Genomic DNA, 12,636 nt, shown 5'->3' on the forward strand with positions numbered 1-12,636 from the left:
CTTTACCTGAAAACCTCGGTGACCTCCGTGGACCTCAGTGCCCTCTGTGTTCCGCCTTTTGCCTTTTTGAAGAAGATAGTCGGCTACGCTGCCTGCGAGAGCGGATGTACTTGGCGCACCTTTTGTGCGAGTTCCTTTTCTGCTGTTTTCAGATCGAAGCTGGTTTGCAGATTCATCCAATACGTCGGCGTCTGACTAAAGGCTTTGCCGAAGAGTAAGGCCAACTCCGCAGTCACAGGGCGTGTACCCTTGATGACGTGCGAAACTCGCATAGGAGAAACGCCGATAGCTTTGGCAAAAGCAGTCTGCGTGACGGTAAGGTCATCAAGTATTTCTTTTAAGAATACTCCAGGATGAATGGGAGGCAGATTATTTGTATAGGACATAAGGGTCTCCTCAGTGATAGTCGGTTATCTCGACTAGGGTGGCGTCACCATCTGCGAAGGAAAAACAAATTCGCCACTGGTCGTTGATTCTTATACTCCACTGTCTGGCCCTGTTTCCGGAAAGAGCTTCGAGCCGATTCGAAGGCGGCATCAGCAAATCCGTGACTTCGCGTGCGCTGTCCAACTGCGTCAGACGCATGGCCGCACGAGCGAGGATGTCCGGAGGAAGCTTTTTAGACTTACCCGTAGTATAGAGCCTTTCGGTTTCTTTGTTGCCAAACGATACAATCATTGCGTCAACTGTAAACAAATTGTTTATGGGTGTCAATTCTGAACTGAGGAAAGCACGGGGGGAGGCGGTCGGACTTAGCCTCGGGAGGTGAATATCTGTCGTAAAAGGCAAGATAATACCTGAGCCACTGCAAGTACTCCGCATGACTTGACGGCGGGACCCTCGACTGCTTCAGAAGGGCCATAAACGCCGACAAGATCGGTTCAGGGATACCATTCATCACTTGACCTTTGACATGGATGATAGATGTCTATATATTGCGATTGTTTAAGTTGCGTCAAATGAAATATACATATTGATATCGTTTGCAGAGTCGATTCAGGGGGAGGAGGGGGGATGGACGGTTTTCTGTCCATCCCCCCAATTGGCGCAAAATCCGGTCGCTACAGTCTGCCATATCAGTGGGTTACGTCAATTGGTTTGGTAAAAAAATTTAATGTTGAGCGGCGACAAGGGGGGATGACGGCAACTTCCCTCTAATTACATAGTTGGCCATTAGGAGACATGTTATGAGACTTGACCGCGAGGTATTAAAGATCTTGAGTGTAAGACTCGGCGACCTAATCCAGTCAAGTAGAAGCGAAATTGAAGTTGAAGCAGCCCAAATATACAATGATTTTGCTAGACGAAACATTGTAAGCCCTATGGCTCTTCGCATGGTGGCAGAAATGTGCTGCAAACATATAAAAAACAGAGGTCAGAAAATTTGTGACTTGTTCTCAGATCTTGCAGAACGCGGGGTACTTTCATTTATCCCTGAAACAAGAGATGAATTTTTTGGTATCGCAAGGGATCACATGAAGTCTGACTTGCAAAGGTTAAAAACAGTGACTGATAGGCCGATGATTGGTAAATTCGACCCAACATCAATGCTCGAGGTCGCTATATCGGATGGCCTAGACCAAATTGATGCTCAGATAGGCATCCTCACGCTGACAAAAAAAGTTCCCTCCAATTCCACCAGTCAAACGTTGACGCTTTATAACTATGGAACAATAGGTGCAATTCAATCAGGTAGTAATATGACTGCTCAAATATCACAAAATGGAGTTGGGAGCAAAGAAGACCTGTTAAAAGCGCTCGAAAATTTAAAGTCAGTACTCACTGGTGAAGACATAGCTAACAAACTAGATATAATTGACACTATTGATGAAGGCATCAAAGAACTCGATCAGGAAAGCGTAAATGTATTTAAACTTCAAGGCTACATAATGATGCTTGTGGCGGCACTCCAAACATTGCCAACCCTAAAGCCAGCCGTAGTTGTGCTGGCTCAGGCTTATGACTTTTACTTTGGTACCACAGTTTCCGACGTTCTTGTTCAGTAATATGCGCCCCAAGCAAAATATACTTAAAGACTACAAGCAAACCTAGGAGGATAGTGTGAACTACATTGTTGAGTGTTTTGTCAGAAAACCAACTGATAGGAAAGCAACAGGCACGGTAAAACTCTTAATTCAGACGGACGATGAAGGACAAATCTATGAAATCGCAAAAAAAGAAGTAGCAAAAAATGGGTATATGTTAGTTAGGCTTGGGCGCATATTGGAAAATGAGACAGTCAGTTTTTAAAGTATTTCTGAGTGGTTCTAGTTTTTCGGCTATGCCAGCTGCCTGGTTTGATGGAGGTATGTGAGGGTCTGTGAGCAATGAATAGGCTGATATAGGTTTGCAGAAGGCCAGCCATGCGCTGGTCGACGTAAAATAGAGGGAGCAAATGGAGCCAAATGAAAAAAAGCCATATAACGATGGGATAGAGACTATTTTCCCCACACTTCAAAAGGAGTACGAAGGGGAAGAGAATCGGAACAAGCACCTTGAAACAAAAGTTCAAGTGCTACTTGCTGTTTCTGGTGTCCTTGCCTCTGCTCTAATGCTGTTGCTTAAGGCCATTGTCGATTCAGCGGGTCCAAAAGCGACAATCCTAATTATTCTATCCCACTCATTCCTATTCTTGATAGCAGCTATTATTAGCTTTCTTTTGGCCTTCAGAATCAAAACCTTTAAGCAAATAGCGCATAATGCACTATTATCTGACAAAGCATTTCAGATGGACAAACAAGAAGTTATGTATAACCTGTCCCATGACTATTATGAATGCATTAAATACAACGCTGAGGCTGCCGGATCAAAGGTAAGGCTCATTAAGTTTGGCAGTGTTTTGATGATAATATCCATTATTTTCTTAGTTATAGCTTTCGGTCACATTTCTTATAACATCATCAACAAGGAAAGGAGCAACTTTATGGCAAAGGACAACGAGAATAAAACTGGGAACACTGGTTCAAACCAGACGGGAACAAATTCTGAACACTCTGAATCTGTAATCCGAGGTGGCAGAGTTTATGATTCGGAGCGGGGCGGATATAACAAAGGCCCCGGATTTGGAACTCAACCTCTTGAAAAATCTGAGTCTGGACTCAAAGAGAAGTAACACGGCGGGGGACGCCAACAAGGCTTACGACCTGCCCGGAAAAACCGGCAGGTCAAAGCCATGCCCGTTGTGCAATGATTGAAAACAAACGAACCATGAAAAACTCAATTATCCCACGGATACTCATCATCTCTGTCGCGGCTCTTTTCGGTGCATCAATCGGCAAAGTCGCAGATTTTGATCAAAGATATTCAGCCGCCTTCGGAGGGATTATCGCTGCTATAGCCGTCGGCATCGGTGCATTATTAAATACCAAAACGAAGGAATTAGAAAACACTACACCACCGAAAAAATTACTAGGGTTACGAATCGGAGTTATTGGCTTTTGTGTGGCAGCAAGCGGTTGTATTGTCGCAGTTTATACTTCCCAATCTGCCGGTTTCATACTTGCTGCCACTGGTATTGGAACGGGTTTTGTAGGCATGGGAATCCACTTCGTAAACATGTTCCGAAAGTAAGTCCGTACACAACCAGGGCCTTGGACTCCGACCGGGGCTGAGAAGCGCCCCGGCGCGGGTCAAGGCCCGGCCCGTTGGCGAAACGAAATAAGGAACCGTCGAGATGCGAACTATTATGGAAACACGTGTGGTCAGGACTGCAAAGTTGCAAACTTATAACTGCTTTCGATTCACTTTCCAGTTTTGCAATCCTGTCCCGATATGTGTCCTAAAATGAAGAGGCGTATTAATCCCGAAAAATTCACCCTGTCTGGCGTATGCCTTAATGGTGACTTCAATCTGCACCATGTATGCCCACAGTATCTTAAAAAGATAACTGAAAGCTTTGGTTGTGTGACTCTTGCCTCTGGTAATTGTAAAGCAATTATTGAAGTTGAATGGGCGGAGTTACTACCAGGTAACCCGACCACCATTACCATAATTGCTAGTGGTTGTACCAAAAAATCGATTAAAGACGATACAATAAGGACTCGACACTACTCCCATTTAATAGATGCATACATTCATTATGTTTTTCTGGCTGCTAATATTGCATCACCAGGATGCATCAGCTTTTATAGCTCAGAACTCAAGCATTCGTCACTTGCTGAAATCAACAATAAATTTATGCTTTCAGGCGATACCTATGGTCTTATGATAGCTACAAAAAATTCAAATTGGCCCGAAATCTGTAATCTAGATATCAATGATGTTAAGGTTTGGCTTGAAAAAGTCGGTTATGGTATCAAACAAATTGCAACTACCAGAACGGACAAAACACTCTTTTCCTTTTTGTATTTATCTACCACAAATGAATGGCTCCTTGATGGTGTTCTGTGGATATCTTATGCTCTAGAAGGCCTGTATGATACTCCAGCCTTCAATATCAAAAGCGCTATCACGAAGAGAATTGCATTATTGCATGGAATGCCAACAGCCGCAGTAAAGAAAAAACTCTCACGGTTCTATGACATTCGCAGTTCGTTTTTCCACGGTAGAATGAAAATTCCACACCCAATGCATAACGAGGTATTAGATCAGTCACTATGGGATTGGGATGAATCAGATGATGTTGACTGTGTGGCATTGGCAGGACGAGTGGTGATAGCTTCAATACAGCAACTGGTCAAAAACAATTTCAGCCATTTAACTTTTACCGAGTCTTTAAATGGTACCCCCTCTGGTTTGGATGGAAGCTGAAAAAGCAAATGTTCCAACAAGCCCCATGGACGCCGACCGCCCGAAAAACTAGGGCGGGCGGGTCATGGGGGCACCCCGTTATGCAGGGAAATGAACATGACAGAGTCTGATCTTTTTGATGAGTTTGAGCGACTCTGGCGTTGCTACAGAGTTTGCTGTGAAGTAGCTGTAACTCTCAAAACACCCAACGCGGAAGATGATGAATTCATCCGAATGGCCATTGTGGGTTTCTCTTACCATGATCGGACAGAAAACTGGAATCATGACCATTATAAGATCGCCAAGAATTACCTAGATGAGTGCGCTGGCCTGGGAGACTCTGCGCAGGAAAAGAAGTTCAATTTGCTGGTGATAGGAGCCTTGCTCGGACTTTACTCTTCTGGCAAGATTGATGAAAAAATCTACAGAATTGGGTACATCCTATTACCCGGTTTCGTAATGGCTAAAGGTGGAGCTGTTAACGAGCTTTGAAGCATAACCACGGCCTTGGACCAGCCCGATAAAGCCTGGCAGGTCAAGGCCGGCCCCGTTGGAAATAAGAATGAAAGAAATGGTTACCACTAACAATTTGACTGACTTCGTATGTATCTGTGAAAAATCGGATATCGATTTTGCGAGAATTACGTACGAATGCGGAGCCATGAAGTTTGTAAATGAACGTGCCCGATTCGAAAACGACGGAATGGTCAAAACCTATAAGTTTGAGGAAATTTATCTAGATCAATCGTTCAATAAATTTACGAAATATGAAGTCATAGCAATACACAACAAGGCTTACCTGATGTACGAGGTGACCGGGAAGGAAATAACAATTTGGGTCTGCTATACGGAAGAAAAAATCCGGAATAGCGGGTATATGACACAATTGCTTAATCTATTGATCAATAAGTACAAGAACAAAAAAATCACAGTCGATACTCATAATCAAAGCTTACGTCACATTTGCAATGACCTCAGAATAAATCTTTTTAGGTGATAAGGCTGCCTTGGATTCCAACACTCGCCAATACCATTCAGCTAAAGCCGCTAGTCAGGCTCGAAGACGTTGGCAAAAAGTGTTGAATTGGGGTCGGACCAAGCTAACTCTCTGGGACTATTATCAAACAACCCATATTCGACCTAAATTTAAGCATTAAAAGCTGCTTTTTGATGGCGAAAAGGGGACTTTCAAGATTGTCACGGCGAACAAAGTCCCAACCAGGCAGTTGGACCGGCCCGAAAAGCCGCCCGGTCAACTCCCGCCCGTTATGCATAAAGGAAGAAACACCATAGAAGAAGAAACTAGCGGGGGTAAATTTTGAGTTTTGGATTCCTTGAAGGCTTCAACAATAAATTACGAAATATTTTTCGGTCAGACTGGCTTGGTATTTACTTGACTTCAGATTATAAGATCTTCCTTTGCGGAACTCCTTTTGACAAACCGGCACCATTTCAGTTGCAAGACGCTAACTTTGCATCACAGCAGTATGACGTATTGGTTAACAGCGTAATTACAGAAGTCCAAAAAAAATGCAAGCGATGGCCTCCCCCACATATATTCTTTTGCAACTCTCTCGATGCCCCTTCTCTCTCTACTGATTTTTTCAAAAAGATCACGGCACAGCAATCAGTTAATATGTATCCGACAGATTGTAAAATGCCTGCAGCGATTGGGGCGGGCATGAACGTCACTGATTTTTCAAAGCAATTAGTGATTGCGATGGTGGAAAACACGATTCACTCGTATTTGGTCTTTGCTTCGTGCATCTATTATTACGAGTCAGCACCAATTTCGTCCAGCGATAGCCTTCAGGAAGCACTGAATGCTCAAATTGCCAGAATTGACGCTGGAATTGAACCTGATCTTCCCACCCATTTCAAAAATATTAATTTGGGGGAAGATGAGATCAATCAGATCAACAGTGGATGGGCCAAACCTTGTTCGGAACAATTGTTTTTAATTGGCTCCCCGAGTGTGTTGATTGACATCGACAAAGAAATTCGGGGCTACAAGATTGTGTCGTGCGAAGGTCTGGATGAGTGCATCGTATCTGGTATGGACACAATAATCAAAGGAGTTTCGCAGCTCCCAGCTGGCACAAGAATTGGAAAAAAAGACTAACCATCGGCAACACCGGTCAAGCCGGTGGTGCCTCAGCCCCGTTGGCTATACAGATAGAGATCTTGGTGACAGATGAATCGAAGCGGGTGTGGCGGGGTCGGACCAAGGTAGGATGCTGTAATGACACGACAATACCCGAAAAACTCCCTGTATTTCACCCTTTGAAGCACCTTTTTACCGGCAAAATGGGGCCAATAAGGCATGGCGGGTCGGGGCGGGGTCGGGGCGGGGTCGGACCAAGGTAACGTGTTATGATTACACGATAAAAACCAAACGGGTGTGGCGGGGTCGGACCAAGGGAACGGGTGTGGCGGGGTCGGACCAAGGTAGGATGCTGTAATGACACGACAATACCGGAAAAACTCCCTGTATTTCACCCTTAGAAGCACCTTTTTACCGGCAAAATGGGGCCAATAAGGCATGGCAAGAGCTAACAGGCACCACATACCAGGGCAGGTATGGCACATTACCCATCGGTGCCATAAAAAGGAATTCCTGCTGAAGTTCGCCAAGGATCGACAACGTTGGCGCTACTGGCTTTTCGAGGCCAGAAAGCGCTTTGGTCTTCAAGTGCTGAATTATACGGCCACGTCAAATCATATTCATCTTCTGGTCGTTGATAATCACATGGATACCATACCGAAGAGTCTGCAGTTGATCGCTGGCAGGACCGCTCAAGAATATAACCAGCGAAAGGAGCGTAACGGTGCTTTCTGGGAGGATCGCTACCATGCGACGGCAATCGATCACGACGAGCACCTACTCCGCTGCCTGGTTTACATAGACCTGAACATGATCCGAGCCGGTGTTGTGAGCCACCCTTCGGAGTGGGATATGAATGGGTACAACGAGATCCAGAAGCCTCCCATCCGCTATGGTGTGATTGATCACCAGGAACTGCAGCGACTGTGTGGAATTTCTGACCCGCAAAAATTTAAGGAACAGTACAAGCAGTGGGTAGAGGTTGCCCTTACTGGCGGTAGCGTGGAGCGAGAAAGCAGTTGGACAGAAAGCGTGGCGGTGGGCAATCGAAAATTTATAGAAGAGGTCAAGGCACGCCTTGGAATTCAAGCCATTGGGAAAAAGATTCGGGAGCAAGGTGGGACCCTGCTTACTCTGCGCGAGGAATCCGCTGCTTACAATGCTGATTATGGCGTCAAAAAGGGCGCTTTAAGCCTCCAAAACACTTATTTTTGGGATATTAGCTGAACAATTTCCGCACATTAGCTTGGTCCGACCCCAGGCGAAGCAGGCGAAGGAACAAGAGCCTTGGAAATAAGTCCGCTGTCGTCGTGCGCAAGCGGTACTACCTCTACAAGCTCCACAAACCTCACAAAACAGTCACGGTCACTTTCAGACAAGCTGTCGAAGGCGAGAAATTCGAGATAGGTGATGACGGAGATGCCAACGTACTCGGCAGTTTCAAGTTTATCGGCAAGGTCACGATTTCCGGCTAGAAGGGAGACAACAGCATTCGTATCTAGCAGAAACCGGCGGTTACCACTCATCACGCATGCTCCGCTGAACTGCTACTGCGTCCCCTTTCCAGGACAACTTGCCACAGAGCTTGGTAAAACCATTGCTCTTCCCCGGTAGTGAATTCCGTCGGGGCTGTTTTGTCTGGCGGGACAGCAAAAACTGGTAAAAGTCCCTCATCTCCCGGCGTGCGGAAGGAGAAAGGGCTGTAAGATCGAGTTGTTTGGGGTTGGCGGGCATGATGTGACCTCCTTCGGCCTGGAAACAGTAGCATAAGGGGGAAAACCTGGCAAGAGTACATGGCGCCTAGCGAAGCGCCAAACACAAAGCATTACAAGATTCGCTTGAGAGTGGGCGATAGGCCAGGCATTGATCAATTAATAACTCGGGAAGAAGAAGGCCCCAACAATGTGCGTGGACCAGGTCTCTGCAGTTGATAAAAGTTGGAAAAAGCTGGAGGGAGCCGAGCGCTCCGCAGGTCACGCCGCGACGTTATGATGGGATTAACTGATTAGAGTAATCGGGGGCTTCGCATCTAGCTTTTCAGCAGTTGATGCAAATTTCTTATCAAAAGTCGCAAGGCCAGCAAGTTCACTGCTACTGGCTAGATGGAGGGCGTCACCGAAGTCCATGCCTTCCGCATACCACGTAAGCGCTTGGGATACAATGGTGGGGTCTTCACTTTCAATACAGGAAAGACCGAGAACGTGGAGCAGTCTTTCGTGTACCGTTTCCCGGGAGAGCTTATAACCGGCTGGCGACGCCAACACCCAGACAAGTTCGAGAAGGACCGACTTGTGAAGAAAGCATCGGTTGTTTGCTAAAAAATTGGTCGCCAGTACAGCTTGGTCGGGATCGTCCTTGATCAGGTACCGCACCAGGATATTGGTATCGAGGGCGATCATAGATGCTTACCAGCTTCGGAGAGGATAGCCTGTTCCATATCCTCCAAAGAAAGCCGCTTGCCACGATACACTGAAGGGGTGTCGGGGGCCTCCAGCTGAGTCGGCGGAAAGACTTTGGTTGGTTTGATAACCAGTTCTGCCCCTCGATCAATGATGACGAACTCGGTACCTGCATCCCAATGATGCCGATCCCGAATGGCTTTAGGTAGTATGAATTGCCCTTTGCTCGACAGCTTTACCGTTTCCATAGAATGCTCCTTGTAAGAAATCAGTAAGACTGTAGCGCATGTCGACGGCTTATGCAATCGATTTGGCTGAAGGAAACTGACGCCAACTCCCGTCTAGACTGGGTGAACCAGTCAGGCTAGCGTTAGGGGCGACGGGGGGCGACGGGGCCAGGCATTGATAAATGGTAACTCGGGAAGAAGGTCCCATCAATTGTTCCTTGTAGAGGAGGAGATGGTGTGCCAGGAATACTATGATTTTTAGCAGACTGAGACATGCAAACTACGCTCTGGCTCTCCTGGCAACCGGAGCCGCCTTTTCGCTGCGCCAGTTGGTTCAATACCTGACGGGAGCAGATCTTCCTCTCTATATCGCCTTCTTCCCCATCGTGTTGATAGTGCTCCTTGCGATTGGCCGGACACCGGCAATCCTTGTCGCAGCTGCGGCGGCGGCATATTCCGCTTACTGGCATCTCTCCCCGACGGGCAGTAATAACGTCGCAAATTCCTCTGATGGCGTCGGTCTTGCGCTGTTTGTCTTGTCTGGTGCCTGCTTGTGTCTACTTTCAGAGATCGTGCGGCAAAAGGTCGATGCCTACCAATCTGCAAACGAACAACTCGTGCGGGAGATAAGCCTGCGCAGGCAGACGGAGGAATATCTGGCAAGCCGCGAGAGAGACCTGTCGCAGACCCAGATGGCAACCCATCTTGGCAGCTGGAAGTGGGATATTGTGAACGATAAGGTGACTTGGTCCAAGGAGTTGTACCGGATTTTCGGCGTGGATCCGCAGACCTTCATTCCGACAAATACCAGGGCCAACGAATTGATTCATCCGGATGATCGGGACATGCACAACAATTTTGTTGCCATGGCGCTGACCGGCGTGTCGGTTGGGCCGTTCGAGTGCCGCCTCTGCCCCCCGGGGGGAGAGGAGCGGATCGTTCTGGCGAGCGGCTTTGACGTCGAATTTGATTCATTCGGCAACCCCGTCTCGCTCCTTGGGACCGTCATTGACCTCACCGAGCAAAAACTGGCTGAACGCAAAATTTCCGAGTATCAGCAAAAACTTCAATCAATGGTGATCGAACTGTCTATGGCCGAGGAGCGGGAGCGGTGCCGCATCGCAGGGGAGTTGCACGATCAGGTCGGTCAGAATCTCATCCTGTGCAAAATGAAGCTCGACGCGCTGATGGAACTGCTACAGTGCGGCGAGCCTTTCGATGTGGCTGCGGGGCTTGAGACGATTATAGACCAAGCGATCCAGGACATCCGGTCGCTCACCTTCCAGATGAGGCCGTCGATACTTGTCACCGGAGGCCTGGGCCCCGCCTTGCACTGGCTGAGTGAGGAGTTGCACGCAACGTCTGGGCTGAAAGTGGAACTTAAGGCCGACTACAGCCACAAACCGCTCAGACATGATGTTAATCAGACTGTTTTTCAGGCTGCGCGCGAACTGATGTTGAATGTCGCCAAACATGCTGGAACCAATGCCTGCCGAGTTACCTTGAATTTTGACGACGATTTCCTCACGCTTTGCGTCGAAGACGATGGCATCGGTTTACAGGCCAGGTCCTCACAAGGCACCAACACCATGAAGGGCGGATTCGGTCTCTTCAACGTGCAACAAAGAATTGAGCATCTGGGCGGCAGGTTTTCCATCGAGGACAAGGTGGCAGGAGGCGTTCTGGCAACCATCATGGTCCCGACGGGAGCGTGTGGCTGACCGTGAAAACAGACTCCGCGGGCTGGCAATAGCTGATAGCAGCCGGGAATAAGCCGAGCCGCTCCGGGGGCTGCACCTCAGCAAGAAACGTCAGGTTATCTCCGACACAGTTCGCATCAAAAACAGGAGGCTTCTTAATGCCAAATTTTTTCTGCAGCGTTACTTTGACGTTTATCCTCACCATCGTCACCGGTTGCGCCATCGGTGTTCCGCAAAACCGGGGCGAATTTGTGGACATGTATAAAGATGCCCACGTGTTCGGCAAGGCGGAGCATGTCACGATCAACCGCCCGGCTAAAGCGGTCGCAGCCGATATTAAGGCATTTTCCCAGAACTGCCTCAACATACGCGTCGTAAATCCACCGAACTACGCTCTAAAGGAGGCAGGAGGCTCGACGACCTTCCGTACAAAAATTGAGAAAGTCGGTAACAATCAGACGACCCTTTCGCTGCAGGAAGAGTACAATGACCGGCCTATGTCCGGAGCGCCACAGGACGGGCTATATACGCTGGTGGCGGAAATTCGCGCGGCAGGCAAAACCAAAACCGAACTCGACATATACCATGCGAGGCGCGGCAAGATCGCCGACCCGCTGAAACAATGGGCCGCCGGCGACAAATGCGCCTGTCCTTCCCTCGACAGAGGGTGGTAAAGGTCTGCCAATACGCGGCGCGGAACTGCACCCGGTCGGAGGATGGAAGGAACTACATATGCACGTGAAAATCTACGCCGCTTTACTGGTATCTGTTTTACTTGCCGCCTGTGCAACACAGTCCGTCGCCCCTTCGCCCCCGCAGGGCGCCAACGCCGACGCGCTGTACATTACAGACGGCAATAAAGCCGGTTTCTCTATCTATCAAAAGGGGCGGCTGGTAAATGCCCCTTGGGAAAACGGCTACCTCACCTACCGGTTGACTAACGGCGACTTCACCATCAGAACGAGATACAAAAGCTTGCGGATATATCTTGCAGAGAAGGATGCTGGAGAATTCAGGCAAAGCAAAGACACCAAGCTGAATGTCCTTTCTTCGGTGTTGAGCGGCGCGTCAGAAAGCGACTCCGACACCTTGTTTGTAGCGGATCATACCGACCCTTTGTCGTCCAACAATTCCATTGACTCTTACAGCGGACTAAAAAAGACTACGAAGTCAGAAAATTCCTATGAAGTCCGAAATTTATATTTCTTGAAAACATCCAAAGAAATCAGTGTATCAAGGTACGCAGGTACTTTGTATGCCTACGCCTGGGTTGATCTCAATGGCGACCACAAGATCGGCCTTGACGAGGTCTCCAGAATCAAGCTTCTTATCAACACGAAGTGACGGAGAGGGCAGACGCCCCCTGGACCAAACCGGCAGCTGAGTCACGTCCAGAGGGAACAAACAAAACAGGGCAGGCACCACATGAGGCGTGGTGTTCTGCCTTTTTTTTTCGATGTGTCTGCTGGTTCTGAAGG

Annotated in this window: 16 protein-coding genes; 11 read left to right on the plus strand and 5 right to left on the minus strand. The window is 48.0% G+C overall.

Translation table 11 applies throughout. The features are described from left to right. Positions 1–83: 83 nt before the first annotated feature. Positions 84–386 (minus strand): HigA family addiction module antitoxin, encoded by a 303-nt coding sequence (locus GBEM_RS09555; RefSeq protein ID WP_012530337.1) that lies wholly within the window; start codon positions 384–386, stop codon positions 84–86. Positions 387–396: 10 nt separating this feature from the next. Further along, positions 397–822 carry a type II toxin-antitoxin system RelE/ParE family toxin gene (locus GBEM_RS09560; protein ID WP_318842311.1) on the minus strand — a complete coding sequence of 142 codons (426 nt, stop codon included), beginning with the start codon at positions 820–822 and terminating at the stop codon, positions 397–399. A 365-nt stretch (positions 823–1,187) separates the two neighbouring features. Between GBEM_RS09560 and GBEM_RS09565 the strand changes: the two genes are divergently transcribed. From GBEM_RS09565 to GBEM_RS09595, 8 genes are all read left to right on the plus strand, one after another. Then, complete coding sequence (locus GBEM_RS09565) at positions 1,188–2,006, plus strand: hypothetical protein (protein WP_012530339.1); 819 nt, start codon at positions 1,188–1,190, stop codon at positions 2,004–2,006. A 55-nt stretch (positions 2,007–2,061) separates the two neighbouring features. Next, positions 2,062–2,250: a hypothetical protein gene (locus GBEM_RS09570; protein ID WP_041262716.1), complete on the plus strand. Its 189-nt coding sequence runs from the start codon at positions 2,062–2,064 to the stop codon at positions 2,248–2,250. Positions 2,251–2,395: 145 nt separating this feature from the next. Beyond that, entirely contained in the window at positions 2,396–3,112 is a 717-nt protein-coding gene (locus tag GBEM_RS09575; RefSeq protein WP_012530340.1) for a hypothetical protein, read from the plus strand. Between the two features lie 74 nt (positions 3,113–3,186). Continuing rightward, a complete protein-coding gene (locus tag GBEM_RS21220; RefSeq protein ID WP_148212904.1) occupies positions 3,187–3,570 on the plus strand; it encodes a hypothetical protein in 384 nt (127 codons plus the stop codon). A 213-nt stretch (positions 3,571–3,783) separates the two neighbouring features. Continuing rightward, positions 3,784–4,749, plus strand: a complete 966-nt coding sequence (locus tag GBEM_RS21225) for a hypothetical protein (protein WP_012530343.1) — start codon at positions 3,784–3,786, stop codon at positions 4,747–4,749. Positions 4,750–4,845: 96 nt separating this feature from the next. Continuing rightward, positions 4,846–5,220, plus strand: coding sequence for a hypothetical protein (locus GBEM_RS09580; RefSeq protein ID WP_012530344.1), 375 nt, complete (start codon positions 4,846–4,848; stop codon positions 5,218–5,220). A gap of 826 nt (positions 5,221–6,046) precedes the next feature. Then, complete coding sequence (locus GBEM_RS21230) at positions 6,047–6,850, plus strand: hypothetical protein (protein WP_012530346.1); 804 nt, start codon at positions 6,047–6,049, stop codon at positions 6,848–6,850. 420 nt (positions 6,851–7,270) lie between these two features. Beyond that, positions 7,271–8,059, plus strand: a complete 789-nt coding sequence (locus GBEM_RS09595; protein WP_012530347.1) for a transposase — start codon at positions 7,271–7,273, stop codon at positions 8,057–8,059. A 14-nt stretch (positions 8,060–8,073) separates the two neighbouring features. Here the strand turns inward: GBEM_RS09595 and GBEM_RS21585 are convergent, their stop codons facing one another. The 3 genes from GBEM_RS21585 to GBEM_RS09610 all read right to left on the minus strand — a co-directional run bounded on the left by GBEM_RS21585 (position 8,074) and on the right by GBEM_RS09610 (position 9,479). Further along, positions 8,074–8,358, minus strand: coding sequence for a PIN domain-containing protein (locus tag GBEM_RS21585; protein WP_174263187.1), 285 nt, complete (start codon positions 8,356–8,358; stop codon positions 8,074–8,076). A gap of 471 nt (positions 8,359–8,829) precedes the next feature. Beyond that, entirely contained in the window at positions 8,830–9,231 is a 402-nt protein-coding gene (locus GBEM_RS09605; RefSeq protein ID WP_012530350.1) for a type II toxin-antitoxin system VapC family toxin, read from the minus strand. Next, the gene (locus GBEM_RS09610) at positions 9,228–9,479 is read right to left on the minus strand and encodes an AbrB/MazE/SpoVT family DNA-binding domain-containing protein (protein WP_012530351.1); all 252 of its coding nucleotides are present in this window, start codon (positions 9,477–9,479) and stop codon (positions 9,228–9,230) included. The genes GBEM_RS09605 and GBEM_RS09610 overlap by 4 nt, the downstream gene beginning before the upstream one ends. Positions 9,480–9,709: 230 nt before the next feature. Here GBEM_RS09610 and GBEM_RS20380 point away from each other — a divergent pair, with 230 nt between their 5' ends. From GBEM_RS20380 to GBEM_RS09625, 3 genes are all read left to right on the plus strand, one after another. Continuing rightward, a complete protein-coding gene (locus GBEM_RS20380; protein WP_012530352.1) occupies positions 9,710–11,179 on the plus strand; it encodes a sensor histidine kinase in 1,470 nt (489 codons plus the stop codon). A 137-nt stretch (positions 11,180–11,316) separates the two neighbouring features. Then, a complete protein-coding gene (locus GBEM_RS09620) occupies positions 11,317–11,832 on the plus strand; it encodes a hypothetical protein (protein WP_012530353.1) in 516 nt (171 codons plus the stop codon). 58 nt (positions 11,833–11,890) lie between these two features. Continuing rightward, positions 11,891–12,502, plus strand: coding sequence for a hypothetical protein (locus GBEM_RS09625; protein ID WP_012530354.1), 612 nt, complete (start codon positions 11,891–11,893; stop codon positions 12,500–12,502). Positions 12,503–12,636 lie beyond the last annotated feature (134 nt).

The sequence above is a fragment of the Citrifermentans bemidjiense Bem genome (genome assembly GCF_000020725.1).
Taxonomy (GTDB): domain Bacteria; phylum Desulfobacterota; class Desulfuromonadia; order Geobacterales; family Geobacteraceae; genus Geomonas; species Geomonas bemidjiensis.

Excerpts from the sequence above, each read along its gene's own strand:
- GBEM_RS09555 (WP_012530337.1), bottom strand. The coding sequence starts at position 386 with ATGTCCTATACAAATAATCTGCCTCCCATTCATCCTGGAGTATTCTTA.
- GBEM_RS09560 (WP_318842311.1), bottom strand. The coding sequence starts at position 822 with ATGCGGAGTACTTGCAGTGGCTCAGGTATTATCTTGCCTTTTACGACA.
- GBEM_RS09565 (WP_012530339.1), top strand. The coding sequence starts at position 1,188 with ATGAGACTTGACCGCGAGGTATTAAAGATCTTGAGTGTAAGACTCGGC.
- GBEM_RS09575 (WP_012530340.1), top strand. The coding sequence starts at position 2,396 with ATGGAGCCAAATGAAAAAAAGCCATATAACGATGGGATAGAGACTATT.
- GBEM_RS21220 (WP_148212904.1), top strand. The coding sequence starts at position 3,187 with ATGATTGAAAACAAACGAACCATGAAAAACTCAATTATCCCACGGATA.
- GBEM_RS21225 (WP_012530343.1), top strand. The coding sequence starts at position 3,784 with ATGAAGAGGCGTATTAATCCCGAAAAATTCACCCTGTCTGGCGTATGC.
- GBEM_RS09580 (WP_012530344.1), top strand. The coding sequence starts at position 4,846 with ATGACAGAGTCTGATCTTTTTGATGAGTTTGAGCGACTCTGGCGTTGC.
- GBEM_RS09595 (WP_012530347.1), top strand. The coding sequence starts at position 7,271 with ATGGCAAGAGCTAACAGGCACCACATACCAGGGCAGGTATGGCACATT.
- GBEM_RS21585 (WP_174263187.1), bottom strand. The coding sequence starts at position 8,358 with ATGAGTGGTAACCGCCGGTTTCTGCTAGATACGAATGCTGTTGTCTCC.
- GBEM_RS09605 (WP_012530350.1), bottom strand. The coding sequence starts at position 9,231 with ATGATCGCCCTCGATACCAATATCCTGGTGCGGTACCTGATCAAGGAC.
- GBEM_RS09610 (WP_012530351.1), bottom strand. The coding sequence starts at position 9,479 with ATGGAAACGGTAAAGCTGTCGAGCAAAGGGCAATTCATACTACCTAAA.
- GBEM_RS20380 (WP_012530352.1), top strand. The coding sequence starts at position 9,710 with ATGATTTTTAGCAGACTGAGACATGCAAACTACGCTCTGGCTCTCCTG.
- GBEM_RS09620 (WP_012530353.1), top strand. The coding sequence starts at position 11,317 with ATGCCAAATTTTTTCTGCAGCGTTACTTTGACGTTTATCCTCACCATC.
- GBEM_RS09625 (WP_012530354.1), top strand. The coding sequence starts at position 11,891 with ATGCACGTGAAAATCTACGCCGCTTTACTGGTATCTGTTTTACTTGCC.